Consider the following 25,671-nt stretch of genomic DNA (forward strand, 5'->3'; position numbering starts at 1 on the left):
TCAGTGTGGCTTGTCAGCTGCAAGCGCATCCAGTAGCGCCTGCTTTAATACCGAGTTTCGCACAGGCTTGTGCAGGTGTTGGGTGAAGAGTTCGGCTCCACCGTCTTTCAGCAGCTCCCTGGAAAACGCACTGATGCCGATGATAGGAACATCCCTATTCGGTCCCGGCGTCGCTCGCACCTTTCGAGCGACGGCAATCCCGTCTTCGCCTGGCATCTGCACATCCAGCAATACTGCGTCATACGTAGCCTCACTCAATGCAGCCAAAGCTTCGCCCGCGTCGGCAGCAACATCCACATGCGCGCCAAACGATGACAGCACATCCGCAAATGACTCTCTTGCAGATTCCTGGTCATCTACGATAAGTACCCTCTTCCGTTCGATGATCGCCGTAACTTGCAGCTCTGTTCCATCGGCCTCTGTAGCAGCCGCGGCTGCCTTGACGGGCAGCGACACTGAGACTTTCGTTCCGCGCCCCGGTTCAGTGTCGATGTTGATCGATCCGCCGAGCAGATCGACCAGCCCCTTGACGATCGCGAGGCCAATGCCTGCGCCGTCGTGTTTCCTCGTATTGGACTGGTCCAGTTGCGTGAAAGGCTGAAAGAGCTGACTAGCGGACGCCGCAGGTATGCCGGGCCCGGTGTCTTCAACGGTGATGTCCAGGACGGCCCCATCCCTGGACGGCGTCACGTCGAGACGCACAAGAATTCGACCGGCATCCGTATACCGGACCGCATTTGATAACAGGTTTCCAACTATTTGCCTGATGCGATCGGGGTCCGACAGATACCAGCCATCACCATTGTTGACCAGCGCGACGACCTCCAACCCCTTGCTCCTGGCAGACGTCGTCACGTCGTCAATCATCGATCCAATAACGTCGGCGGGTTGAAATTCCCGCTCCCTCAACGTGAGGCCTCCGGCGTCCAGTCGAGCGAAGTCGGTAAGATCTTTCATCTGTGTTTCTAGCCTACTTGCAGCCACCGCCAGCCGCTTGATCAACGTCGCGTCTCTTTCGGCAAATCGCCGATCCAAAAGGGTATCGGCCACACTAACGATACTTTGCAGAGGCGTCCGCAGTTCGTGCCCGATCATTCCGAGGAATGCATTTTTGGCGCGTACCGCGTCCTGTTCTGCTTTCATCGCGGCGTGTTGCTGGCGCGCCAGCCGTTTGCGATCGACGCCCAGTGTCAAGGCGAGGACAGCCGCTCCCGCCAAGAGTAGCAACAGCAGCAGGCTGCTCAGGAAAAAAAGGTGCCGCTTTTCGATCAGGTCGTCGTAGACGGTATCACGCCGGGCTATCTCGGCCTCACTCACGTGATCCGTGATGACTGCCATAGGGTCGTCTATTTGTCCCAGACGAAGCGACAGGTCCACAGCCTTGCCAGGATCTTGCGGTAGCTGTTCGATAGCAGGCTTCGCCTTCTCGATCACAGCACCTATTTGGACGATCGCATCTCGAAAGGAAACATTACCGCTGAAAATCTGGGTGGAATCGGATGGTGCGGCCAACACGGCGTATTTCGACTGCAGCACATCGAAGCGCAGTTGCACCGATCGGTAATCCGATCGGCCTGCGCCGTACAGGAGAAGGGTGTTTTTTGCCTTGTTGACCGCGATTTCCAGTTGTGCCACGGGCCAGTAGTAATTCTCTTGAGGACCAGTCAGCGCCTTGAGACTCGCTGGCGACAGGAGCAGCGAATACGCGAAATAGAGCCATACCCCGGATACGGACAGTAGGAGAGCGATCGCGACGCCGAGGACTCTTTTGACACCAAGTCGGCGAAGGAAAATCATTCAACGACAATCTTATAAATTTGCCACACAAATCGAGCCTCGATCGACGCCCGGTTCAGGTCCTCCTGATGGTCATCGCGCGGATAGATCAGCATCAGCGGCCCAAAACCCTTGGGTTCCAGGGCCTTCCCATCCCGCTCATACGCCATGACCACTCCGTACTGCACGGCGTCGCTCACGGGAATATCGTGGCGGTAGTCATCTAAAGCGTAGACGTGCAGTACCTTTCCTTGCACGCCGACCTTTTCGAGGATGCTCTGCAGTGTCGGACCGCGCCATGTACAGACGGGCGTCCAGTTGGTGGAGGTTTTGATCGTCTTGCTGCCGAGCGCGAGCAGATCCTTCCGTTTGAAATGATATGTATGCGTTGCCGGATCGGTGAAATTCTTGATGTTTCCACTGACGTCGAGAGAGAAATCCATCTCCTGGGCGTAAGCAGATGACATGCACACAAGCGCCAGCGTTGCTATGATCGGTCGCAGCGTTCTCAATGTTCGCTCCGGTTACGGTATTCTTCGAACTTCCGGTCAGAAAATCATTTTCTCTTAGTGACGACCGCAGGTCGAAGCAAATTTACTTTTTTCAAGTATGACAAACGATAAACCTTCTACCGTCGCGCGCCTAACCGACCTCCTTCAGGCGCTCCACCGGTGCCAGGAAGTTATCCAGTCCGGTAGCCTCGCGACAGATGGCGCGCAGAAATCATCGATGCTTTCGCGTATCGATGAACTCGCGCGTGAGGCGCACTCGCTCTGGCCGCAGGGCACTGAGGACGCCGATCCCGAGTTTCTGGAAATCATGCGCGTAAAGCAGGCGATCCAGAATCTGGTAGTCAATTGCCGAGCGTCGCTCGCATCCTGATTTGGGGCCGGATGATTCAGGTCAAGAACCTATAATACCGTACGGCTGAAACGCGAGTCATCCCACAGCGCATTGGTTACCGCGCCGTCACGCTCGGGGACAGCTGTATCCCGACGTCCGATCAGAACATTCGATAACCGCTACCAGCGGCAGGCTCGCCGCGGAACATTTCCTTATGAAGTATTTCTCGATCGCTCTCGCCTGCAGCCTCCTGTCTGTGGGCGCCGTGCAAGCCGATCAATTCATGCCGCTGATCATTAACGGCAAAGTTTCCAACGTCAACGATCCGGCCACGCATGGCTACCGCTTTTCGCAAGCAGAATTGATGTCAACGGCTTCCGCGACCATCGTTACTTCGACAAACTGGACGAAGAGGGAATCGTTTTCCGGCCCTCTGCTCTCCGCGCTTTTGAAGCGCGTCGGGGCCGGGGGTTCAATGTTGTCAGTCTGTGCGGTTGACGATTACTGTCACGATGTGCCCGTAGCAGATGCTGAGAAATACGGGGTTATCCTCGCGCTGACAGCTGATGGCAAGCCGCTGCCTCCTTCGACCTTTGGACCGGCTTGGCTTATCTATCCTCGCGACAAATACCCTGGCGAACTAAACACTGCAACCTACGATGCACGCTTCGTCTGGCAAGTCACCCGGATAACCGTTAAATGAACCCGGCGCCCGGTGTTCGTCGGGGCAATCGTGTCCTCGCATTTCTGTTGCCTTGCGTTCTGGTCGCGGCTGCTGGATGGACATACGCGTTGTACGACCTGTTGCTCTCGCCTAGCAGCATCATCTCTACACTGGGTCCGCAGGAGAATCATTACTGGACAGTTGCAAGGTTCCAGATCGCGGCACTCAACACTGAACAGCAGGTGCTCCTTTACGAGCGGGGCACCGCACCAGACTTCGATGCCGTCACAGCGAAATTCAATGTACTGCGCTCCCGCTATGCGCTAATGGCGCATCGCTCCGAAGCCGCAGATATGCTCGCCGGGCTGCCTTCGTTCCAACCGGCCATGGAGCGACTCGGCACCGCGTTGAGACAGATGGAGCCACTTCTGCTGCAGCTGCATACCGATCGCCGCTCGGCCGATGAGCTTATCCCGTTGTTCGAAAATATGAAGGTGGATAGTGGGCAGCTGGCATACGAAATCGGCGATCTCGAAGTCGCCCACCGCGATAGCGTCTACGGGGACTTCGTCCGCAAACGCAGAAACATCTTTATCGCCAGCGTTGGTGTCGCCGTGCTGGCTTCGATGATGGGTGTACTCGCCGTCGTCTATGACAGGAGACGCCGCGCGTTTGTCGCACAGCAATCCGCTGCTCTTGCGGCGGAGCAGCGAGCGAACCATGCGGCAGCCGAAGCCATCGGCGCAAAGAACGCTTTTCTCGGCGCGGTAGGGCATGAGTTGCGAACTCCGCTTCAGTCCATCACGTCATCCATCGAGTTGCTGGTCGCCAGCAACCCCGATGAGGCGAATGCACGGGTAATGAGCCGTCTTGACCGCGCCGCGAGACAGCTCGAATCACAGATGCGTGACCTGACCGACTACGCTCGGCTTGATTCGGGAAAACTGGCGCTTTGTCCGGCGCGTTTCGATGCGGCCGAGGTTCTCTACAGTGTCTGTGACGATATGTTGCCGCTGGCCACGGGCAAGGGGCTAGAGCTCACAGTCGGTGCCGACGTAGAGGCGGATGAGTACATGGCGGATGCGGCGCGCCTGCGTCAGATCATTGTTAATCTCATTTCGAATGCGATCAAATACACTAACAAGGGAACAATTGATGTTGCAATGACATCGAGATCTAAATGGGACCACTCCGTCCTGCATATCAGGGTGAGCGATAGCGGTGTAGGCATCCCGGCTGATCGCATTGACGACGTATTCAATGCCTTTACACAGATCAGGCCCGAAGGCGCCGCCCGTCAAGATGGTGTAGGCATGGGTCTCACCATCGTCAAGGGTCTAGTTGACCTGATGGGTGGAGAGATCAGCGTGACAAGCGAATTCGGGCGCGGAACAGTATTTTCCGCATCGCTCCCGGTCGCGCATGTCGAGCACCAAGCCCCTACGACGCCTGCTCGCATGCGGCCGATGAGTGCAGCAGGAAAGCCGCGCCGCGCCATGGTTGTCGACGATCAGGAATTCGCGCGTGAAGCCATTCGTGATTTGCTGGTAGCGCTGAATTACGAATGTGCTGTTGCCTCCAATGGTATCGAGGCAATGATCAATCTTGCGACCATCCGCCAAGACGTTCTTCTGTTTGACATCCAGATGCCCAGCATGGACGGCCCCGAGCTTGCACGTAAACTTCGAACGACGCCGGGCCCCAATCAGCATACTCCGATCGTATGGATCAGCGCTATGCCGCGGGAGACGATTACGCCGTCAGACGCTGAGAGTTTCCGTCACTACCTGATGAAGCCTGTGCGCGTCGATCGTTTGAGATCGACGCTCGAGGATGTGCTTCGGTCCAGCGCGGTCGACCTACTCTGAAAAGGAGGTCGGAACCCGTGGATGTCAACGAGTTAGGCCGCGGACTGATTTAGAAAGTAGCGCTGGGTGAATGCTCCAGGCGACAGGTAGTCTACTCGCGCCTGCGCGTGTTGCCGGTTGCCGGTGGCAGAACCTCTTGAAGTATTCGCTGCTCTCGCAGCCGTTGACTCACGGCGACGAGACGATGACGCAGATGTCGTTACTCAGTCGCCACGATTGGCTGATCGTCTTTTACAGTGATCTGGTTGAGCGTCGGGTCCGCAGTATGCACGGCAATGATGTTCAAGCGACCGGCCGGAAAAACACGGTAGCCGAGGCCTACAAGAAATTTCTCGATTGCCACCCTATCGGATTTGAGAATTTCGACGATCATGATCGGACGGTGCTTCGCCAGCATCGACCGGCCACCGTCCAACACCTCGAGCTCCATTCCTTCGATATCCAGCTTCAGCAGGTCCAGACGCTCTAAACAAAGGGAATCGAGGCTCATCATCGGAATGATATTGCAGGACGCGGCATCGTAGGCAATGTGCTGTCCGATGAATTCGTTGTCAGGCTTCGGACGCAGTTCCAGACTGCCGAAGCTCGCCGGCGTGAAATAGTCCGGCTGCGGTACAACCAGTTCCCCGCACTGCGCGCCGAGAGCGGCAAGCCTCACGCGCGCATTCATGCAGTTATTCAACGCCACGTTCCCCGCCAAGGCGTAGTACAAAGCCTCTTGGGCTTCGAAGCCTAGAACGTGCCCCCAGCCGTACATGTGTCGCGCCCACTCAATCGTATGCACGCCGATATTGGCCCCTCCATCTATCGCGACAACATCGTTACCGAAATGTTTGCGACGGCAGTCGAGCAATGCCAGCACCAAGCTTACTTCGCTCTCGTCAAAGCTTGAAGTGTCGAATATCTGGAAGCCAACCCCGTAGGGGCGGCTACTGGAGTCAATGTGATGGTCATTGCGATTCACAATCATGCTCCCATGATTCGATGCAGCCAGAACGAAGGCAATGGGGCGGAGTGGCAAGGGCATGACTTGTGATCCTGAAAATGTTCTCGTGATGAGGCGCTGATCTGGTGGCAACATTATCGCGGTGCGTCAGGACTTGCGCTTACGTACGCCAGCTGTGGGCGTTTGCGTTCGAAGCGCCGCACTCACTTGGGCTACCGTTCTCTGACGTCTTCGGTCGCCATTGGGAAACGCCGACGCGCGAATTCAGTCTGGCGCGCGTTGGCTGTGTACACCTGTTTGTTGGCGAGTCGCAAGGTTTCGTGCCGGTCGCACAAGATCAGTCCACATCAGAAGCGCGAGCAGTTCCAACGCTGCGCCTGTCCAGTTCGGCCCGTGTCCGCTCCAGTTCATGCGCGATTAGTTTCTCATCTGGCAGCACGGTCTGGTACTCCGCTGCGAGAATTTTGTTCGACAGGTTGTCGAGCGCATAGTGCGCTTCGGCAGCGCCCTTCTCCGCACACAGAATCAGACCTACTGGCGGGTTTTCACCAGGCTTCATCCAGTGTTCACGTGCGTAGTTCAGATAGAGGTGCATCTGTCCGGCATCCGCGTAGCTGAATCGGCCCACCTTCAGGTCGATCACCACGAGACATCTGAGTCGCCGGTGAAAAAACAGCAGATCCACCCTGAACCAAGCGTCGTCGATCCGCAACCGTCGCTGTCGACCGAGAAAGGCGAAGTCGTCACCAAGCTCCAACAGGAAGTCAGTCAGATGACGGATCAGGCCGTCTTCGAGGTCGGATTCCGAGTACTCGTCCTTCAGGTCCAGAAACTCCAGCACGAACGGATCCCGAATGGCCTGTTCAGGCGTAGGAGCGTCGTCAGCATCGGCCTGCCCTGCCTTTCGCAGCATCGCCGCCTTGTTGTGCGAGAGGGCGACGCGCTCGTAGAACTGACTGCCGATCTGCCGATCAAGCTGCCGGACTGACCAGCCGCAGCGCAGCGCTTCGGCTTCGTAGAAGCTGCGGGCCGCGGGATTCCTGAGCGACAGCAGGCGCACGTAGGCCGACCAAGGCAAGGGAAACGCCTGTGCCACGGCGGTCAGGTCAGGAGAGTTCCGCGCAGGTGATTCAGAAAAGTGTCGTCCGGCAGAAATTGCAGACAGTGTCGGGACTATTTTTGAGGACGGGGATTTTGCAGACAGCGTCTGCAAAATCTGCTCCGCCGGTCTGCTCAGATAAAACGCGCGCATCTGCGAAAGGTTGCGCCAGCCGAAACCTCGCCCGAACCTCTGGGACAGATCGGCGCCGAGTCGCTTGATCAGTGCTTCGCCGTAAGCGGCCCGGCCCTCACCACCCTGCTCGAATTCCACGATGCGTCGGCCAATCTCCCAATAGGTTGCCGTCATCAACGCGTTGATACTGCGGGCTGTCGCTTCGCGCGTGGACTCCACCACGTCAGCAATTTCGCGTTGCAGGCCCGCATAAACGGCTGCCGCGATGTCGGACTTCGTCATGACGCGTTCACCGCCTCCCTGAACATCTTGCAGGCCGTGAACTTGGCCGTCTTCGCAGCTGGAATCTGGATTGCTTTGCCGCTTGCCGGCCTACGCCCCACGCGCGGGGCGCGCTCACCACTCGAGAACGAACCGAAACCGATCAGTTGCACGATTCCGCTCCCTGCCACCGCAGTGGTCACCGCATCGATAAGCGAGTCGATCGCCATCTTGCTTTCACTTTTCGCGGCGACGACCGTATCAACCAGTTCCTGCTCAGTCATCGTTTATCCCTTTCGAGTCGTAATGGACCGTTCCCGCGGACCGCAGCCGCCGGTTACGCCCACCCTACCGCATGGCGCCGCATCCGCGCAAACGGGACGCTTCCTTTAACCCCAGATATCCCACAGGCTGCCGGTGATTCAAAAAGGTCGTGAGCGCGGACCGCTTCGAAACGCGCAGATGTCCATGCTGACACTCACGCCGATGAGCGAGACGAATTCATGCGCCCAAATACGAATTGCCCCAGGTACCAAACCAATTCCGTATTCGCAACGATGTCCTCCTCCACTACAGCTGCGGCCTCGAGCTTCATACGACGCAGCATCAGCTTGCCCTCCCTCGACGCAACCCACGCGCGGACCAGTTCCTTGCGGGTTTTGGCGTCCGCCGCGTTGAAGTGTTCGCGGCCCTTACGCGACTCCTCATTCATGCGTGCACGGACTTCTTCTTCGCGCGAAGCGAGGCTGCGTGCGACCGAACTCTGGGTTTCGGCTTTTACGACATCCGCTTCAGTTTCTTCGGTAAGTAGCTTCGCCTGAACCTCGACCATCTTGCGCTCGGCTTCAGACATCTTCCAGTTATCGCGTAGGGCTCGCATCAGGTAGCCGGCGGGACTCCGTTTTATCTGTCCACGATTGAGCTTGAATCGCGTGTATTCGACAGCCTGCTGGATGTGCGCATCGGTCCAGACTTCGCGGTTCTCGGAAATCTCGCTGAACTGCTTGGTAGACAGGTTGAATTCTTCGTTGAGAATTTTGTACAGATGACTGGCGTCAGCCAAGCTGGCCAGCGCAGCGTCGGCGGTATCCTTGCGCTTGAGCAGGAACCTTATACGGTCGATTTTTTTCGACGTGCTGGACTCGGTCCTGGTCTCGTAGGACAGCTCGATGTCCGACACCTCATTGATTTCACGCACAGCTGGTTCTAGCCAGTCGCGCTTGAAGTATTTAAAGATGGCAGCGTTCGCTCCCATTCTGCCGGGCCAATTTCGCATGTCTTCCAGCGGTATCCATTCCGTTCGGCCATTTGGGACACTGGGGAGGACCTGGTCATAGATCGCGCGCGCTAGGCTGCGTGTAAAAGCCGTCGATATGCGTAGGCTCAACCAGTGGGATTTTTTTGGGTCACGGATTTGCGGGACCAGCCGAGGGTGCACGTCGAATCGAATGCGCCCCCTGTGGAAGCCGACCATGCCCATCAACTGGACTGATACCCACAGATCGTTTTCGGTGGGGTCCCGATCGATCGGTGTATCGGTAACCTGGATTTTCGCGTCTTGAGCTTCTTCCGCGATAGTGCGCAAGTGCTTGAGATTGCGGCTGTCATAGCGCATTAACCACTTGAAGTAGTTCAGCTCAACGTCGTACTGGTCTCGTGCTTCCTGCTCCTGGGCGACAATGAAATACGCGGCGTCAAGAAAGCGCCGCGCTGGCAGCCCCATGTTAACGACTTGGGTGAAGAAGTTGTTACGCTGGTATCCGATTTCACGATTGGCTTCGCTGATGGGCAAGCCCAAGTCGAACATGTCCTCGAACAGCGCGAGCGCCATCTGTCGCGGTGTCACCTTCGACTTGCCTTCCTCCGGATTGTCCTCCGCCGCCATATTCTCATCCGCTCTTCATTTTCGCTTTCGGAAATGTAGCATTCGTGGGTGAGCTGTCAACACATACAACCTCACCATCATCCGATCGTACTGGCTGTCTGCCGGCTTCGCTCATCTGCCATGCACAATGAACCTCACCCCAGCACAATCAACCTCACCACGATGAACCGTATTTCCCCTCAAACCCTTGCCCCGAGTGATTGGAGTTAGATCCTGCGCGACTGTGCACAACTAACCTCACCTTGGTACGCGCGAGCGAATCTCGCACATCTAACCTCACCTTCGTGTGGAACCGGCCTCACCTTGCCCACACAACGAAACTCACCTTCGTGCACATCCGACCTCACCTTTGTCACAACGAACCTCACCTTTTGAAGGTTAAGTGTTTGAAAATAAACTAAGTCACATGCCTCTGTTGGTTTGTTGGGTTGTTTGATTTTTAGAAAAAGCAAACCAACCCGTTACCAGGAGGTAACTTGGCGAGCGTCCCTTAAGGTGAGGTTGATTGTGCGAAGCAGCAGTTTCGCTCCAGCTTGTGTTCCGCTTCAGCAGAAACACGTTTTAGATCCGCAAAGAAGCATCCGATTGAAGGTGAGGTCCATTGTGCAAGCCTGTGCACAGACACCAGTATAAAAACCTCTGCTCGTGCGAGGCGGTGAAAATTGGAGAGGAAGGTGAGGTCAATTGTGCTGCGTGAGAAAGCTCGTAACGCGCCGATGTGTTCGTAGCACAATGAACCTCACCATTTGCCGTATTTTTGTGCAAAGGCCGTTTGGGGGGCGATCCTTCTTTCAGAATTAGCACAAGCGACCTCACCATGAACGACCGTCTGGCGACCGGCTCGGGAATAACAGTGCCCAATCGACGAGAATGCGGCAGAGTGACAGCGGTCGGGGAAGAGCAGGAAATGCCTCCTCTAAGTTTGTCGGCCGTACTCCAGTCAACCGGAAACGTGCAATCACGTGCGATTTTTCAGAAAGTCTTCACGAAAACAGTCATTTATAGAGTAAATTTCATGTAATTCATGTATTCTGAGGTTCATCGAAATTTACGGACAAACCTCAGAATGGTGAAAACGAGCCAACTTCCCGCTGTAGACCGAACGGTCCCTCTTGAGCAGATTAGCCAGTTCGCTGAAAAGGTCTCAATTTTTACGGATGAGCTGCGTAACACCATTCTTGCACCTCGCCCGCGAAAAGCTGCTCCTGTTTTCAAAACAGGGGAAATTGCTGAGATGTGCAACATCTCTCATTCCCAGGTCCAATACCTCGCAACCAAGAGCGACGGAGAGTTGCCGGCAGGTACTGCTGCCGGTACCGGTAGGACCCGCACATTCACTCTGGAGGAAGCACGCCTTTGGGTCCAGAAAGTCTCCGACATCTATCAGACTCCACTCGTTACGGGAACGCGTGAACCGGAAGGGAAAATCGTCATTACCGCCCAATTGAAGGGCGGCTCGGCCAAGACAACCACAACTATGTGTCTCGCACAAGGGCTGACGTTGCGCGGGCGCAAGGTGCTTGTCATCGACCTCGACCCTCAGGCCTCGCTTTCCGAACTATGCGGCTTGTACGCGGAAAAGGATGTGACGCCGGACGACACCGTGTTGCCGTATATCTACGATCAGGACGTCGAGGGTGGCCTGGAAACAAGGGTTCAGTCGACTTACTGGGATGGGCTTGACGTGATCCCTGCTCACACCGAATTGATTGGTGCGGAGTTCCATCTGCCGGCGATGCAGAAGATGCGGCCTGGCTTCCGGTTCTGGACGGTGCTTCGGCAAGGTCTCGAGCCATTGCGCAAGCGCTACGACTACATCCTCATGGACACGTCGCCTTCGCTGTCCTACCTCAACCTGAATGCACTGTTGGCGGCGGATGCCATGGTCATGCCGATGGTTCCCGAAAATCTGGACTTCATCAGCTCGCTATCGTTCTGGCGACTGTTTTCAGATGTATCCAAGAGTTTCATCAAGTATGAGCAGGACAAGAAGTACGACTTTATTTCGCTCATGCTTTCGAGGGTCGACTACGGGCGCACCTCGTCCGCACCTATCGTGCGCGCATGGGCACAGAGCGCATACGAGAGTTGGCTGCATTCGATTGAAGTGCCGGCCAGTTCAGTGATGAGCACAGGAGCGCTGGCATTTTCGACGGTATTCGACGTAAGCAGTACCCATAGTGCGGCCAAGTCGTTGCAGCGTGTACGACAGCCCCTTGTCGATTACTGCCGATGGGTGGACGAAATCTATGCAGAAAAATGGAGGAACGCGCAATGAGCAACATGCGAGAGCAGCTGCTGGCCAAGACGTCCGGTATCCGGACGACCTCATCTATCAAGGAAGAAGAGGTCAAGCGTAGCAACCGAACGCAGACGGCACCGGGCCTTGCGGGTGCGCTTGCGGTAGCGCAACTACGTGTCCAAGAGTTGGAGTCCACTGGCGCCGCGTCGCAATTGTCTGTGTCTGACATCGTACCGAACCCCTGGCAGCCGCGGAGAGTATTCAACGAGGCAAAGCTGTCGGAACTGGCCGAGTCCATTCGCGAAGTCGGGCTTATGCAGCCGATCGTGGTCCGCCGAGCCGACGATATCTATCAGATTGTGGCGGGCGAACGTCGGTGGCGCGCACATAAGATGGTGGGACTCGATGCCATCAAGGCTGTCGTGGTGGAGTGCTCCGACGAAGACATGGCTGTGCTAGCCCTAGTGGAAAATGTTAGTCGTGACGACCTATCCGACTATGAAGTTGCAATGTCCATGCGGCAGACGGAGAAGGAGTTTCCTGACCGTAAACGGATGGCCGAGGCCCTAGGTATGTCCCGCAGCGGGCTGTACCAATTCCTCTCGTTTGAAAATCTGCCGGACTTCATCAGGAAGGACCTCGACATACAGCCGCGGCTGCTTGGCGGGACTGCTGCTCAAGCGATTGTTGCGGCCATCAAGAAACACGGCGAAGACGGTGTTAGCGCAGCAATGGAACTCTGGCCGCTGGTTGTGAAGGGCGACATGGACCAGGGGAAGGTGGCCGCGGCGATTAAGGCGTTGGCAACTCGCCGAACGACAACGTCGAATTCTGCACGCGAGCGGAGCATCGACAAGTTTTTCTCTGGCAAGGAACACGCCGGTTCCATTACCAAGGACATCAGTGGTATCACGGTGAAGATTAAGGCCGGCGCGCTCACCGACGCGCAGGAGACGCAGATTCGGGAGCTTATCAGCCAGATGTTCCACGCTCATCCGAAAACAAACTGAGGAGCGCTTCACCCTTAAGCCCGCCTTGCGCGGGCTTTTTTTCGTCCAGCCGTTCCCAAAGTGTCTAGAGTCTAGACACACCGCTGGCTGGGTCGCTATCCTTCCAAGAGCATGCGTGTCTAGACTCTAGACACGAGATTGGGCAGCGGTTAGCGGCTTCATGCGGCCACCTCGATGCCCGTCCAGAGTCTAGAGACGCAGGAGAATCGCGGTCGAAATCTCAGCAGTTCACGGCTCCTGAAGCGACGATCGAGGTGGACGAGGTGTGAACATGTCTAGACTCTAGACACGCATCCGATGGAATCAGACAGGCAGGAGCTAAGCTGCTATAGAGCAGCGTGGCACGGAAGTCAGCGCTGGCGCCACAGCCTGTCAATTTGAATGCGAAAAGACTGGAACTCAGACGCTCTTCGTGCCAGACCCAAAGCCCGCGACAAGCATTCATCTCAACGGCAAGTAAGCATCCCTGTTCACCTTCGGCCTGAAAAATCGCTACTTGTTAAGCAAAACTAGCTCTAATAACAGGCGTCAGATGCGAGAAGATGTATCAGTGCGAACATCCATTACAACATGTACGTCCGGTGCCCTTGCACCTTTTGACGGACGAAACCTCGCCTCACGGCAGCCCCTACGGTCGAGGCGAACCACACCGTAGGGGTCACCAATGTGACTAGTATCTCCGCGGCGCGCGCGACCATCTTCCTGATGTTGTTCCATGTCATGGTATTTCCTCTTGCAATTGCGCCCCTCGCCTGTGTGGTCCACAGAGGCGTGATCGTTTGGCGACGTGTCTATATCTCGGCGTGCTCAAGTGGCATTGCGCTAGAACTCCCCTACTTCCTCTCGCCGCCGCCGCTACCTGACAGATCACCTCACACTGGGTCTATACGCCAATCAACTTCCTCTCGAAGCACGGCCGATTTCAGTCATCAGGTACAGGCCGGGCAGATTGCTGCCCAACAGGCGAGGCGCCAGCAGCGGGACGCTTCCGCGGTGTTCAGCGCACTGGCTAGTTGCGCGGGGGACGGTTTCTTCGACGGAAGCGGTGAGCGCCGGATCGTGATCGGCGAGGGCATCCCGGAAATGACAGTTCGTGACTGCCCTGCGTGCCAGCCGTATTCGCAGCGCTGATCATCGCGATGAGGAGACCTTGATCGGCGCGACGGCACCCGGCAGTCTCGCAAACGCGCCGAACGTTAGCGTGTCACGCGCGTACGGGCCAGTTGCGTCGCCAGCGCGCGTCTCAGTGGTTCGTCGTCGACGTACTGGCGAAAGGTACGCAGATCACTGTGGCCCATGTTCTCGAGCGCCGCAGAGGCGTCCAGACCATCGCGGACCGCCTGCGCGAGCCCTTTGGCGTAGGTATGGCGCAGCCAGTGCGTGGATGCGCGTTCAAACCGGTCGGCGTCGACGCGCCGGCCGTGAGCGCGTGCGTAGGCGAGTGCCTCGCTGCACAGCCCAGTGACCAGTTTCCAGATCGCAGTGCGGCTGCGGACGCCCTTGAGTTCACCCCAGCGGGAGCGTCGCACCGACAGCAGCAGCGGCAGGTCTTCGTCCGGCAGCGGCACAGGTGGCAGGCCAAACGCGATCCGGTAGGCTTGCAGCGACAGTGAAATCTCGTCGCATGGTACCCAACGGGCCTTGCCGCCCTTGCCGCCCTTGCCGCCCTTGCCGCCCTTGCCGCGCTCGACGCGCAGCAGCCACTGGAAGGGCGGGGCGTCCGGAAACTCGCGGCGCAGTGCCTGCGGCACCGGTTCGATGCGTACATGGCCCATCCGGCATTGCACCACCTCGGTGGTGCGCAGGCCGGTCCGTTCAAACAGGTCCACCGCGAACAGGTCGCGCGCATTCGTCAGGCGCGCCTCGCGGCCGGACTCGGCGCCCGAGCGGGCAGCAATCGTCTCGCGCAGCAGCGCCGTGTCGTCCGGGGACAGAAAACGCGCCTGCTTTTCCGGCTCGCGCCGGCCGACCTTCGGCAGCCCGGTGGCCGGATTCAGTTGCAGGTAGCCGACGTCGCGCAGCCAGTCGAACAGCGATGTGACGATTTTCTGGGTCTGGCCGGCCGAGCGGTCGCTGAGTGGTCGGAGAAAAGGTCGCCAGCCGGGTGAGCCGCGCCGTACGCCAGGCTTGCGAATCGCCCACGGGGCCGGCGCCTGCAGGAAGCCGATGTAGGCGGAAAACTCATCCAGCCCCCAGCACGAGATCGGCGTGCCGGTCTGTCGCGCAAACCAGAACAGACGCTCGGCCTCGGTGCGGTACTGCGCAAGTGTGGTTGTGGCAAGCCGCCCGCGACCGGTCGCCTTGGCCGCAAGCCAGCGGCCGACCACCTCCTCGTCGGACAGGCACGGCGGCAGGATCGGGCTCTCGAGCCGATTGGGCCGGTGGCCGACGACCGCCTGCGGAACGTTGGCCGGGACGACGGAGTCCGGCTCGATGCGGCCCACCGCGTTCATCGGAATCCTCCTGCGCGAACATGAGTGCCGCGCACGACGCAACTAACGGTCTGCGCGCAATCCGCCCGCCCTTGCCCGCTCGCGCGGGCGAACGGCGATTTGTAGGGGAGGGCGGTCGGTTCGGACCGCGGGACACAAGCGCTCACGACGCGTCCTCCGGCGTGGTGGCGGTGACATACACCTGCAGCGAGTTCGCCAACGGCGGACTGCAGAGAATCCCGAAGAAGCCGCACACGTTGTACGGATGCACGAGAAAACGCCGCGGCCGTTCGTTTGACGGCAGTGTCACGTCAAGCATCCGGCCGAGCGTGGTCAGCACGACCGAGTGGGCGACGAAGCGATAGGGGCGGTGCGTGTCCGGATCGCCCTCGGCATCGAGCAGCCAGCCGCGCAGAACCAAGTCGCCCCGGTGATCGTTCACCCAGCGGTCGGCATTGTCGTGACACTGGTTCGGCACTGGATGGAAACCGAGCAGCTGGTCGCCGCACAGCATCGGAAAATCCGCCTGCTCCGTAGCCAGCCTGGCGAGCAGGGCGGCGCCCAGCGCGTCGAACGGATTGCCGGGCGGGGTGGTGCGTAGGAGAGGGGTCACGGCGATTCCCCGCTCGCGGGCGCCGCGCTGACGTTGTCGTCAAGCTCGAGTGGCAGCTGTCGGTCGTCGGTGGCCTCGACCTCGATGGAGGCGAGTGCTTCGGAGTTCAGGGACGTAATGCAGGCATTCGCGGCGAGCTGCTTCTGCTGCAGGGTTGTCAGCAATGCAGTTCCCCGGCCAATGTTGTCTCGCGCGTAGCGTCTGCCTTTCAGCCACTTGATGTTCAGGTTCGCAATGAAGAGCCCCGACGTGACCGCGGCAATCGCCGAGCTGATGGCCGCGCCGGAGTCACCGCGGACCGTACCCCAGCCGTTTTTGAACACAGTCACGCCGTGGTCGATCAGCGGCAGGCACAGGTCGATAATCTCGAACACGTTGTCCGTTGCACCTTCGAGCATGGCGTTGATCTGCCGGGACAGGGCGCCTTTCGCTTCCGGTGTGGTTGCGCTTTCCCGCTCGCCGATGAGCCGGATGACCTCTTCGAATTCGCGCGCATCCTTTTCGAACAGCACGCGCAACAGGGGATCGATCTCGACCATGCGGTCGCGGATGTGGCGCAGCGTCGCTTCCGCAGAGCGGCAGCTTTCCTTTTCGAGGCTCTTGAGACACACCGTGCAGATCAGCTTCACGGCGAGCAGCCCCATCATGGCGGCCGCGCTTCCGGAGCCGGGCGACGCCCTGCCGGAGCCGAATGCGTCGAGCAGTTGATTGGCCGACTGGGCCAGCAGTGTCGTCCGTTGAAGTAAAAGAATCAGCACCGCCGGAAGCTCGAACCTCCTATTTATAAGGCTTCGGGGGCGCCTTGCTTCTAGAATTGCTTGCGGTCGAAACGAAGCAAAAGTTTGAAATGGCGAAAAGTCGAATTGAAAGTTATAAACTTAGGACTATTAAATTGCTGCGGCCGTGTAAAGGACTCGACTCGGGCCTACTCCTGCATTGCCATAGGAGGCTCGCAGAATCCGTGAAACATCGGGGAACAAAAGCTGTTTCCGTCAGATCGTCGTCCACCACGGCTTTGCCGGGCGATTGCATGAAAATGTTTCACGGAAAAATCGGCATACCGCCACCTGGACGCGTTTAGTTGCGGACTTTCCGGCGAGCACAAGCTATGCGGCGGGAGTCGTCACACCGAACGTATGTTTCATTACGTAAAGTGTAGTATCCGTACATCAATGCTTTTTGCACCTTCCGGGATATAGGAGGGTCCGCGCGCTGCCGGCAGCGCGAGTGCGCGCGCTATCGGCGGGGCGGGGCGTCGACTCACTCCTTCTCGCTTTCCCTCGTTTTTGTACTACAACTCCATAGTCGTCTCAGGAAACTGGGGGCCGCAATGGCCAACCCGCGGTACGTCTGTCCGGTCGACGATGCGCGTCCCTACGGAGTGCATCGCTACGATGTCTATGGCCTGAAGATTGACCGTCGCCTGACACTGTTCGGCCATCGAGCGTTGAACGCGTGGCTGCAGCTTGAGTTCGATCCCGATATCGTCAGCTATTGCGAACGCCCGCTGCGTGCTCCTGGTGCGTTCCCGGCTCGTCGGATAGATTTCTGGGCGAAAGCCAATGACACCGAGCGCCTTGTCATCCTGCTTCGGACTTCGGAACTGCAATGGGCCACGATGCCCCCGCGCTGGTTCGCGGCATTTGAAGCGTGGGCCGCGAAGTCCCGAATGGAGGTTTGTCTTGTCGAGCCGGAAGAAGCTGCGACAGGTGAGGTACTGCGTCGCAATCAGGCCGCCATACTTCACCACGTTGCGGCAGGGCACGCTTTCGTCTCGGAGAGGATGAAGCAGCACGCGCTTGACTCGAGCGGGGGAGGCGCGAGCCTGCTTGAGCTCGAAGGCAGACTGTGCCCCCAAGACCCCGTGCTGGCACGGACTGTCGCATTCATGCTGGTCCTCGACGGTCGCCTACGCTGTCCAACTCTTGCCCTTGAGCCAATCGGTCGACATACCCTGCTGGTGCGCGGATGAAGATAATGGCCTTCGGCGACCTTCGCTTCGACCGGCAATCGATACCAGAGGAATTGAGCGATATTGCGAAGTGGCCATCCGCAGATGACAGCGGCTTGTCCAGTGCCGATCGTGATCTGCTGCGAAGGCGCATTCAGGCGATAACGCTCTTTATTGACCGGCAGACGTCGTTGCGCGAAATCGGTCGCTTGACTGGAGTACGGTTCAACGACCTCTACAGACTGTTCGAGCGGTGCACTGCGGTCCATGACGACGGAAGGATTTTCGGTGTGCGCGCGCTGATCCCCTACAGCCATATTCGCGGGTACCAGCGCACGGCCGTTGTCGTTCTTTCCCGCGATGGTGTCCGAGGCGGGGCGACCGGGGCGTTCGCACAACTGTTGCAACGATATCCGGTGATCTCGCAATGGATCGAGCGCAAAGTCGACGAGCGTGGCCGAAAGAACGGCGGACGACGCGAGGTACTGAGAAGTCTCCGGCGTCTGCATCGCGACTTTCTCGACCAGTGTCGGCGGTCAGGTGTCGGCGCAAACGACTATCCGTTTAACCAGCAGCATCTCGGCGAGCGTTCGCTGGCGACTCACATTCGACGCCTCGCAGACCGGCATTTTGATGGGTCGGCGCAGGCAGCCGGCGCAGCACAGATCGGCCATCCCTGGAACGATACTGGCGAACATGTGCGCAAGTCCGCTGCCCGGCCATTTGATGTTGTCGAATTCGACGGTCACAGGATCGACCTGCGCATCACGCTAAGAATCGATGACCCGCTCGGCTTCGAAACCCTTCTCGCGCTTCACCGGATCTGGATCCTGATTCTGCTTGATGTCGCGACGCGTGCAGTGATCGGCTACAGCCTTGCGTTAGGTAGGGAATACAACAAGGACGATATTGCTGAAGCGTTGCAGGCGACCCTGAAGCCGCACGAAACGCGGGCGTACCGCATTCCCGGCCTGCGCGTGCGCGCAGGCGGCGGGTTCCCCTCAGAAACCATCCCCGCGACTGCGTGGGCGTGCTGGAGCACCTTGCGATTCGACGCTGCAAAGGCGCATTTCGCGAAGGCGACGCTTGATCGACTGACTGGCGTGGTCGGCTGCTGGACCGATAACGGGCCGCTTTGCGAAAAAAATGAGCGGGCGTTCGTCGAGCGGTTCTTTGACCACATCGCGTCTCACTTTGCGCATCGGCTGCCCGGAACAACGGGACGGGCGCCGCAGGCGGTGGAACGCGCGCTCAATGACGTGGGCGGGAATTTGTCGTTGCTGATGAGCCTTGATGAACTCGAAGATGTCATTGATGTGGTGCTCGCCGATTACAATGGCGAGCCGCACACCGGCCTGGGTGGTCGCACACCGCTCGAGGCGATGCGTTTTTTTCTTGAACGCGGTTCCGGTCTCATCCAGACCTTACCCATTGCCCGCCGCAGCACATTGTGCCTGCTGCAGGAGGCTCGGGTCGTCACGATACGCGGCAGTGCGAAGCGGGGCGTGCGTCCGCACATCAACTTCGAGTATGTACGCTACTCCAACAGTGTCCTCTCAAGTAATGCATCGCTGATCGGTCAGCAATTGCGTGTCTACTTCAATGTGAAGGACATCCGGCATATCCATGCCTTTTTCATGGATGGTTCTGAAGTGGGCATGCTGACCGCAGTACGGCCATGGTGTTTTTCCCAGCACTCGTTGCGTGTGCGACAGGAGATCTTCAGCCTCGTCCATCAGCGCAAGATGGCGTACCGGGATGGAGAAGACCCGGTCGAGGCGTGGTTTGCCTACAAGAAGTCCGAAGCGACCCATCACCAGCGCAGTGCAAACGATCTTGCCCGCATGCTTACGGATCGGGCGAAGTCACACACGACGGGAACGGCTTTCTCCGCCCCCCCATCACCGGACACGCTGCCGCAACCTTTGGCGACTGAGAGGCAAAGGCAATCACGTATCGCCCGGCCAGCGCTCCGACTGACGCAGATCTTCACGTTTTCCTGACGGCATGCTTCTCTCGACGACGCGTCCTCTTGCGCCCGACGCCCATCCGCTGCTGAACAGGGGCTACATGGTGCCGACGCCGTCGATCGGCGCGATGTACATGTGTATTCTCCGTTGCATCCGGCGTGGCGTATCCGGCGCCATGATCTACGGGCATACCCGTTGGGGGAAAACGTACGCGATCCGGTATTGCGAGCGCCTGCTGCGCGACGAGTTACCCCGAGTCGCGATCTTCCATCTGGGCATGCCGCAAAACCCAAGCCGTTCAGAAAGCCTGTTTTTCGGGATGCTTCTGGCGGCCGCCCGGCATGAACGTCCCGATAGTGGCTCGGCCCTGCAGCGACGTTTCCGTCTTTACAACAGGTTGACCGAAATCGTGGAGCGTGCATCGGGCAAGTCGCTTGTCGTGTTCGTTGACGAGGCCCAACGTCTTGAACTCGAACACTATGAGTGGCTGCGCGACGTGCAGGACGAGATGGAGCGCCGGGGCATCCGGATGTACACGTTCCTGGTGGGTCAGCCGAGCATCCTGAATCGCAAGACTTCATTCCGACAGAGCATCGATACATCGCAGATCGTGTCGCGGTTCATGATCGAGGAGATGCGCTTCCAGGGCTTCCAGTCCGCCGCTGATCTCGAAGTATCGCTCAGCGCGTACGACGAGTCGGTGTTTCCGGAAGGAAGCGACTGGACCTTCACCAGGTTTTTCCTGCAGCATGCGTACGACTCAGGCTTCCGGCTCGGACACCAGAGTGAGCTGGTTTGGGAAGCGTTCGGTCAGGCGCACAGGAACGCGCGCTTCGACTTCACGATGGAACTGCCGATGGAATATGTCGCCCGTGCGGTGGAAATCGTGCTTGGCGATAATCTGGAACATGATGCGCCGGGATTCGCGCTTAGTCCGGCGTTGTGGGCGCTGGCCGTGGAGGAGTCGGATTATGCCGCGGCGCTGGAGGATCTGCGCATCGTGTTCGTTGACAGCCCGGCCGGTCCATGAAACGGCGCTTCGAGATCCTGCTACCACTCGCCAATGAAACCTCGTCGGCGGAATGGTGCTGGCGGGACGACTGGAATGTATCCGGACAGTCAGCCTTCATGCTGCTCGCCAAATTCCAGCAGCTCAACAGCCTGTCATGTACAGCGGTCGCGATGATGTTCCTGCGTAACCCTGGTACAACGGGACTTCAGCGTGATGTCGATTTACACGATGCGGAGAAGTTCGATCTCGTTCAGATGTCGAACCTGATGCACATGTCCCTACCCGATGTCGCCGCTGCCTTTCCGCCACGCTTTCAACGGACCGGTGCGACGCGCGGTCCGTCACTGCGCTGGTGTACGCAGTGCGCGTCGAAAGGTGTCCACCTTACCGCATTCCAGTTCACCGGCTGCAATACGTGTCCTCTTCACGGTTGCGCCCTTCGTGATCGCTGTGCGCAATGTGGGGAGGCGATGGCCGTGTATCGCCTGCGGGCCAGCCTTTTTCGTGCGCCGTTCAGTTGTCCGTCGTGCGGACATGATTGGGCGCCGGCGCTTCGTAGGCTTGACGACCACGCTTTACGATTGTCTTCCGCCTATCGGCAGAGCCTGGCACAGGGTCTCTGCCGGGGCTGGTTTGGACGCCGGTCTCCAAACGTAGCGCGACTGTTGCGATTGCCCGGTCAAACCGCGGAACGGCTTTCATGGCTCGCTTCAGCGCCGCATTGTGGGAGCCGCCTGGATACCGGTGGGGACTTCTGCGAGCGGCTCATTCGGGACGATACCGACGCCAGCCAGCATGTACTGGCACGATATTACGACCGTGACGGCGCGTCCGGGAGCGGCGCGCCTCGCTCACATCCCGGCGAGGACATTACGATCGACGCGCTCGCCTGCTATAAGGCGATAAAGCGGTACGTCGTTCGCTGTGTCGGAGGCGGGCATCGCTCCTGTTCTGTCAGGGCAGCCCGCCATTTGACCTGGTGCCTTGATGCCAGAACAACGACACTATTCTGTCCGGTTGCGCACGCGATGCTCAGATGGCGAACAAAATGGGAAGGCGTCCGCATTCCATCCCATCTGTTAGCTCGGAGTGAACACGGGCCGCTGGGAATTCTGGCCTGGCTCTCGCTTCTTGCGCCAGTCGGCCTCGCACATTGGAGCACGGCGGCGGATCGCTGGGTAATTCTCCATGCGCTCGCTCGCGCGTGTCTTGACAGCTTTTTTTGCTATCTGCGCGAAGCCGACGACGTCACCGGCAGATCGAGGCCTGTGTGGATGCCGTTTCCCGTGGTGGACTTTCCGGAACGGGAATGGGTGGTGCTGGACCGGGATTCGGAAGGGAAGGCCGAGCCTCTACGATTAGTCGTCGCCCGTGGTCGAACGGACCGCATCGTTAAAAAAGCACAGCCACAGCTCAATGGCGAACATCACCGGCAGCGGCATCTGTGCGTGCTGAATGAAAACCTGGCGCCATCAGAACGGCTGACGCCCACGGGGCGCAGGCGCGATGTGAGTTCTGACAGCGACCTTGCAGTGACCGACCCCTTGCGTGTGCATCGTAGTGGCGACATCAGTGTTACTGCGATGGTGGTCGCAGTCCTGTTGGCATCAGATACCGAATAGGGCAGGCGGGGAGACTGCCTGGACGCCGTGCCTTGTTTTGCTTCCAGGGCGGAGAGATGAGCGCTGGAGCAATCGGTCGCCGAGATCGACACCGATTGCCGGCTCGGGGAGCGGTACCAATCATACTGAACAATCTGCACGCCGACCGTATTGGCATTGCACGGCAATCATAATTAAGGATTCCGAATTATTTGCATGGTCGTTCGTGCTTACACGGATAGTCCAGATAGTCGGCCCCAAGCCTATCCTTTCCGCAGCGGCACGCACAGAGGTCCGGCTGGAGCCGTCTCGCTTTCCCGTGAAATTGCTGTCCGGCCCGAAATCCGCACTTCACCAGTCCAGACGATGCTTCTCTTCTGTCTCGCGGTGACGGGTATCGTCGTCGCTATGAAGATAGATGCTCGTCGTCGAAATCGATGCATGTCCAAGGTTGTCTCGCACGAGTCGCAGATCGAGGTTGCCGTCGGCCATGTGCGACCCGGCACTGTGCCTCAGCCAGTGTGCGGATGCGCGCTCGAGATGCGTAGCACGCGCGGCATAGTCTTCACCGCGAAGCCTTAATTTGTCCGCTGCGCCAGCAAAGATGCCTTTGATGATCGAGTGCAGCGCGGCCCGCGTGAGAGGCTTCATGGATTTGCCGAGCGGCAACACCAGCGGCGTGTCCTCGCGCGAGGACGGGAGCGGTGCGAGCCCCGCGCGCGCGCCTATAGCGCGCGAGTTCGACCATCATCTCGACGGAGGCGGGGACGAGTCGCTCCTTGTCACCTTTGCCAAGCACCTCCAGCCACCACCGTTCGCGCCCCTCGTTGTCACGCCGGCAAAAAAACTTGCCCATCGTGTTGCCACCGACCTCCGAAATCCGCAGGCCGCCCAGGTAGAGCAAAGTAAAGAGCCATCGAGCGCGCCAGTAACGTTCCTGTTCCCGATCGCTATCACGGGGCAGGCCGTCGATATAGACCTTGACCTCCTGCCAGAGGTCGCGTTCGAGGTATCGGGTGATGCGAGGCGCCAGACGACGGGACCGCTGGCGCGATAGCGACAGCGGGTTGCCGGCCAGGTAGCCAGCTTCGACCAGCCACGCAAACAGCGCATTGAGGATCACCATCGCCTGGCGCTGGCTTGAGATTGCCAGCGGCCCGTAAAACGGCCGCCAGCGCGGATCGTGACGCGGGAACTTGCGCCCGCCATCCGACACCCAGCGCGAACACGGTTGTGGATCCTCCAGGAACAGCCTGTAGGCGAGCAGGTCCTCGTGCGTGAGCGATGACAAAGGCTTGCCCAGCTGTACGATGGACCACAACAGGAGCCGCTCGGCTTCCTTCCGGTAGTTTTCGAAAGTGGTCTTCGTATCGACGACACGGGCGAGCCACGCACGTATCGCGCTCAGGTCGTCTGCTGCGGTGATCTGCTTACGACCGTTCGCCCGGTTGACGCCGTGGCGACCGTCAAGGTCGGGCGGCAGGTCGAGCGCGTCGAGCGGGCGCGGAGCGATCAGGGTCGTCGTCATGGTCTGAACGTGGATCGGTGGGGGCACAGGTCACCGCAATTGTCGCACGCGCGGAAGAGCCTTTGACACTACAGCCATAATGTCCAAAAATCGAAACGTAGCATCGAGCCGTCAGTGGGCAGCGTGAGCGACTCCTACGATAACGCACTGGCTGAAACGATCAACGGCTTGTACAAGGCAGACGTGATCCATCGCCTCGGACCGTGGCGCAATCTGCAGGCCGTTGAAATGGCGACGCTCGAATGTGTGGACTGGTTCAACAATCGTCGACTCTTCGGTCCCATCGGCAACATTCCACCTGCCGAGGCAGAAGCCGCTTATGATTCAAAACTTGCTTGGTCCGCCATCGGGGCGTGACTCAGGCCGTTTATAGGCATGCAGTCTGTCTCGCCGCCGTCCACACCACCAACGTCTCGAAGGACAACGGAGCTTGACCAGTGACGCACTAAAACCCGCTTATCAAAACCGGGAAGTCCTTATAGGCGGTTCAAGTTTGCCGCCAATTTAGACGTCAACTCCGCCTTCGTCCATCGGCGCCTTCAGCCTCTTCGCGGACATCGTCACTCTTGGTCACGCTCAGGATCTTCGTGATTCGCAAGGCTGCGGCTTGTAACGTCGGTACGAACAGTGTGATGTCTTCGAGCGACTTTCGCGCCTTCGGTGCAGAAATGCTCAAACACGCAATGACGCGCCCATTGCGGGCTGCAATCGGTACCGCTGCACCAACGACACCAATAGCGAACTCCGAGTCGTTGGTCGCATAGCCCTGCGTGCGAACCATATCGATTTCCTGTCTTAACCGATCCGGGTCGACAATCGTGTAAGGAGTAATTGGTTCCCAAGGACCGCTCAACATATAAGCGTCGAGTTGCTTCTGATCCATGTTGGCGAGGAACACGCGGCCGCTGGACGTGCAGTGTAAAGGCGTACGATGCCCCTTCTGGAAATTGAGTGTCAGAGGCGAGTTGCCGATTGCGCTATCGACGTAGACCACCTCCGAGCCGCGCATGACGCCAAGACTCACGGTCTCCGAAGTCCGCCTTGAAAGCTCCATGAGAAGTGCGTGGACGGGGCCGTGCGAAAACGCAGTGGTGAGTACGTTGGTCGCGAGCTCCAGTAATCTCGGACCAACCTGATAGCGCCCGCGTTCGATGCCGTGCTCGAGAAAGCCGAGTTCCTCAAGATTGCTCACGAGACGGTGAGCCGTCGTCTTCGGGATGCCGAGTGCAGTGATGATATCCACGGTCGACACCCGTCCCAGTTGAGCCGTCATCTCGATGATGTGGAAGGCTCTCTCGGTAGGGGAGACCTCGGGTTCTGCCATTTTCGGAACGGGGATTTCAACCTTGCGCATGGCTGCCTTACGCCGTTTGCCAGACGTCGACGCCTGGTACGAGACTGGCTAATGTGAGATAGGGACGCGTAAGGATACATGAATCAACTGGGTCGCGACGTCGTCGCGCTGCGCCCGCCCGCATACCACGTTACGGCACCGCTGCTTGCTATGCGGATCGGCAAGTTAATTCGCTCAAGTGCTGTTGATTGGAAATTGCCCCATCTTGGTCGACCCGAAGACCGCCTCCTGCTGGCTCCATCGTTCCAGCCCTTTCCGTATTGCCCGATTGCTGGAACCATCGTTCGAGCCCCATTTTAAAACGTGGTTCCGGAATTTGGAACAAATAATAATCCGCTTCGCGTGGTTAGCTAGGGGTTTTCCATAGGGCTACTCGAGAGTGACAAGGCGGTTTTGAAGAAAATATGCACGTTATCAAAGGATAACGTGACAGTCTGAGACAGTCATCTGTATGGATGAGCCTCTGTCTAGGTGTTTATAT

General features: G+C 58.5%; 19 protein-coding genes and 2 pseudogenes. 10 read left to right on the forward strand and 11 right to left on the reverse strand.

Annotated elements, in window-relative coordinates; all coding sequences use genetic code 11:
* Nucleotides 1-1,797 carry an ATP-binding protein gene (locus B0G81_RS42735; RefSeq protein ID WP_106285495.1) on the reverse strand — a complete coding sequence of 599 codons (1,797 nt, stop codon included), beginning with the start codon at nucleotides 1,795-1,797 and terminating at the stop codon, nucleotides 1-3.
* Nucleotides 1,794-2,243: a molybdopterin-dependent oxidoreductase gene (locus B0G81_RS42740; protein WP_106285496.1), complete on the reverse strand. Its 450-nt coding sequence runs from the start codon at nucleotides 2,241-2,243 to the stop codon at nucleotides 1,794-1,796. Before B0G81_RS42740 ends, B0G81_RS42735 begins: the two co-directional genes overlap by 4 nt.
* Before the next feature lie 262 nt (nucleotides 2,244-2,505).
* Between B0G81_RS42740 and B0G81_RS44100 the strand changes: the two genes are divergently transcribed.
* From B0G81_RS44100 to B0G81_RS42750, 3 genes are all read left to right on the forward strand, one after another.
* On the forward strand, nucleotides 2,506-2,658 hold the full coding sequence (locus B0G81_RS44100) for a hypothetical protein (RefSeq protein WP_166679222.1): 153 nt from the start codon (nucleotides 2,506-2,508) through the stop codon (nucleotides 2,656-2,658).
* A gap of 175 nt (nucleotides 2,659-2,833) precedes the next feature.
* A complete protein-coding gene (locus tag B0G81_RS42745) occupies nucleotides 2,834-3,322 on the forward strand; it encodes a molybdopterin-dependent oxidoreductase (protein ID WP_106285497.1) in 489 nt (162 codons plus the stop codon).
* Nucleotides 3,323-3,411: 89 nt separating this feature from the next.
* Nucleotides 3,412-5,151 (forward strand): hybrid sensor histidine kinase/response regulator, encoded by a 1,740-nt coding sequence (locus B0G81_RS42750; protein ID WP_166679223.1) that lies wholly within the window; start codon nucleotides 3,412-3,414, stop codon nucleotides 5,149-5,151.
* A gap of 199 nt (nucleotides 5,152-5,350) precedes the next feature.
* Here the strand turns inward: B0G81_RS42750 and B0G81_RS42755 are convergent, their stop codons facing one another.
* The 4 genes from B0G81_RS42755 to B0G81_RS42770 all read right to left on the reverse strand — a co-directional run bounded on the left by B0G81_RS42755 (nucleotide 5,351) and on the right by B0G81_RS42770 (nucleotide 9,477).
* Nucleotides 5,351-6,178: an FkbM family methyltransferase gene (locus B0G81_RS42755; protein WP_106285499.1), complete on the reverse strand. Its 828-nt coding sequence runs from the start codon at nucleotides 6,176-6,178 to the stop codon at nucleotides 5,351-5,353.
* Between the two features lie 256 nt (nucleotides 6,179-6,434).
* Nucleotides 6,435-7,613 carry a PDDEXK nuclease domain-containing protein gene (locus B0G81_RS42760; RefSeq protein ID WP_106285500.1) on the reverse strand — a complete coding sequence of 393 codons (1,179 nt, stop codon included), beginning with the start codon at nucleotides 7,611-7,613 and terminating at the stop codon, nucleotides 6,435-6,437.
* Nucleotides 7,610-7,876 carry an HU family DNA-binding protein gene (locus tag B0G81_RS42765; protein WP_106285501.1) on the reverse strand — a complete coding sequence of 89 codons (267 nt, stop codon included), beginning with the start codon at nucleotides 7,874-7,876 and terminating at the stop codon, nucleotides 7,610-7,612. Before B0G81_RS42765 ends, B0G81_RS42760 begins: the two co-directional genes overlap by 4 nt.
* A gap of 194 nt (nucleotides 7,877-8,070) precedes the next feature.
* Complete coding sequence (locus B0G81_RS42770) at nucleotides 8,071-9,477, reverse strand: replication initiation protein (RefSeq protein WP_106285502.1); 1,407 nt, start codon at nucleotides 9,475-9,477, stop codon at nucleotides 8,071-8,073.
* 1,066 nt (nucleotides 9,478-10,543) lie between these two features.
* Between B0G81_RS42770 and B0G81_RS42775 the strand changes: the two genes are divergently transcribed.
* Together B0G81_RS42775 and B0G81_RS42780 are read left to right on the forward strand one after the other, a co-directional pair.
* Complete coding sequence (locus B0G81_RS42775) at nucleotides 10,544-11,755, forward strand: AAA family ATPase (protein WP_165848159.1); 1,212 nt, start codon at nucleotides 10,544-10,546, stop codon at nucleotides 11,753-11,755.
* On the forward strand, nucleotides 11,752-12,729 hold the full coding sequence (locus tag B0G81_RS42780; protein WP_106285503.1) for a ParB/RepB/Spo0J family partition protein: 978 nt from the start codon (nucleotides 11,752-11,754) through the stop codon (nucleotides 12,727-12,729). The genes B0G81_RS42775 and B0G81_RS42780 overlap by 4 nt, the downstream gene beginning before the upstream one ends.
* 1,196 nt (nucleotides 12,730-13,925) lie before the next feature.
* On the opposite strand, the gene B0G81_RS42785 is transcribed toward B0G81_RS42780, so the two are convergent.
* The 3 genes from B0G81_RS42785 to B0G81_RS42795 form a co-directional block, all read right to left on the reverse strand.
* Complete coding sequence (locus B0G81_RS42785) at nucleotides 13,926-15,182, reverse strand: hypothetical protein (RefSeq protein WP_243856937.1); 1,257 nt, start codon at nucleotides 15,180-15,182, stop codon at nucleotides 13,926-13,928.
* A 142-nt stretch (nucleotides 15,183-15,324) separates the two neighbouring features.
* Entirely contained in the window at nucleotides 15,325-15,774 is a 450-nt protein-coding gene (locus B0G81_RS42790; RefSeq protein WP_106285506.1) for a hypothetical protein, read from the reverse strand.
* Nucleotides 15,771-16,532 (reverse strand): cyclodeaminase/cyclohydrolase family protein, encoded by a 762-nt coding sequence (locus B0G81_RS42795; RefSeq protein ID WP_166679224.1) that lies wholly within the window; start codon nucleotides 16,530-16,532, stop codon nucleotides 15,771-15,773. Before B0G81_RS42795 ends, B0G81_RS42790 begins: the two co-directional genes overlap by 4 nt.
* A 572-nt stretch (nucleotides 16,533-17,104) precedes the next feature.
* Here B0G81_RS42795 and B0G81_RS42800 point away from each other — a divergent pair.
* The 4 genes from B0G81_RS42800 to B0G81_RS42815 are packed head-to-tail and all read left to right on the forward strand — an operon-like array spanning nucleotide 17,105 to nucleotide 22,329.
* Nucleotides 17,105-17,746 carry a hypothetical protein gene (locus B0G81_RS42800; RefSeq protein WP_134144003.1) on the forward strand — a complete coding sequence of 214 codons (642 nt, stop codon included), beginning with the start codon at nucleotides 17,105-17,107 and terminating at the stop codon, nucleotides 17,744-17,746.
* A complete protein-coding gene (locus B0G81_RS42805; protein ID WP_208328658.1) occupies nucleotides 17,743-19,728 on the forward strand; it encodes a hypothetical protein in 1,986 nt (661 codons plus the stop codon). Before B0G81_RS42800 ends, B0G81_RS42805 begins: the two co-directional genes overlap by 4 nt.
* A 4-nt stretch (nucleotides 19,729-19,732) precedes the next feature.
* Nucleotides 19,733-20,725, forward strand: coding sequence for an ATP-binding protein (locus B0G81_RS42810; RefSeq protein WP_106285509.1), 993 nt, complete (start codon nucleotides 19,733-19,735; stop codon nucleotides 20,723-20,725).
* Nucleotides 20,722-22,329, forward strand: coding sequence for a hypothetical protein (locus B0G81_RS42815; RefSeq protein ID WP_134144004.1), 1,608 nt, complete (start codon nucleotides 20,722-20,724; stop codon nucleotides 22,327-22,329). The genes B0G81_RS42810 and B0G81_RS42815 overlap by 4 nt, the downstream gene beginning before the upstream one ends.
* Nucleotides 22,330-22,659: 330 nt before the next feature.
* On the opposite strand, the pseudogene B0G81_RS42820 reads toward B0G81_RS42815, so the two are convergent.
* Nucleotides 22,660-23,836 (reverse strand): annotated as a pseudogene (locus B0G81_RS42820) (tyrosine-type recombinase/integrase).
* Between the two features lie 84 nt (nucleotides 23,837-23,920).
* Here B0G81_RS42820 and B0G81_RS42825 point away from each other — a divergent pair.
* Nucleotides 23,921-24,193 (forward strand): annotated as a pseudogene (locus tag B0G81_RS42825) (integrase core domain-containing protein); the annotation flags it as partial.
* A 154-nt stretch (nucleotides 24,194-24,347) separates the two neighbouring features.
* Here the strand turns inward: B0G81_RS42825 and B0G81_RS42830 are convergent.
* Nucleotides 24,348-25,190, reverse strand: a complete 843-nt coding sequence (locus B0G81_RS42830; RefSeq protein ID WP_134144005.1) for an IclR family transcriptional regulator — start codon at nucleotides 25,188-25,190, stop codon at nucleotides 24,348-24,350.
* Nucleotides 25,191-25,671 lie beyond the last annotated feature (481 nt).

The organism is Paraburkholderia sp. BL6665CI2N2 (genome assembly GCF_004366535.1).
GTDB lineage: Bacteria > Pseudomonadota > Gammaproteobacteria > Burkholderiales > Burkholderiaceae > Paraburkholderia.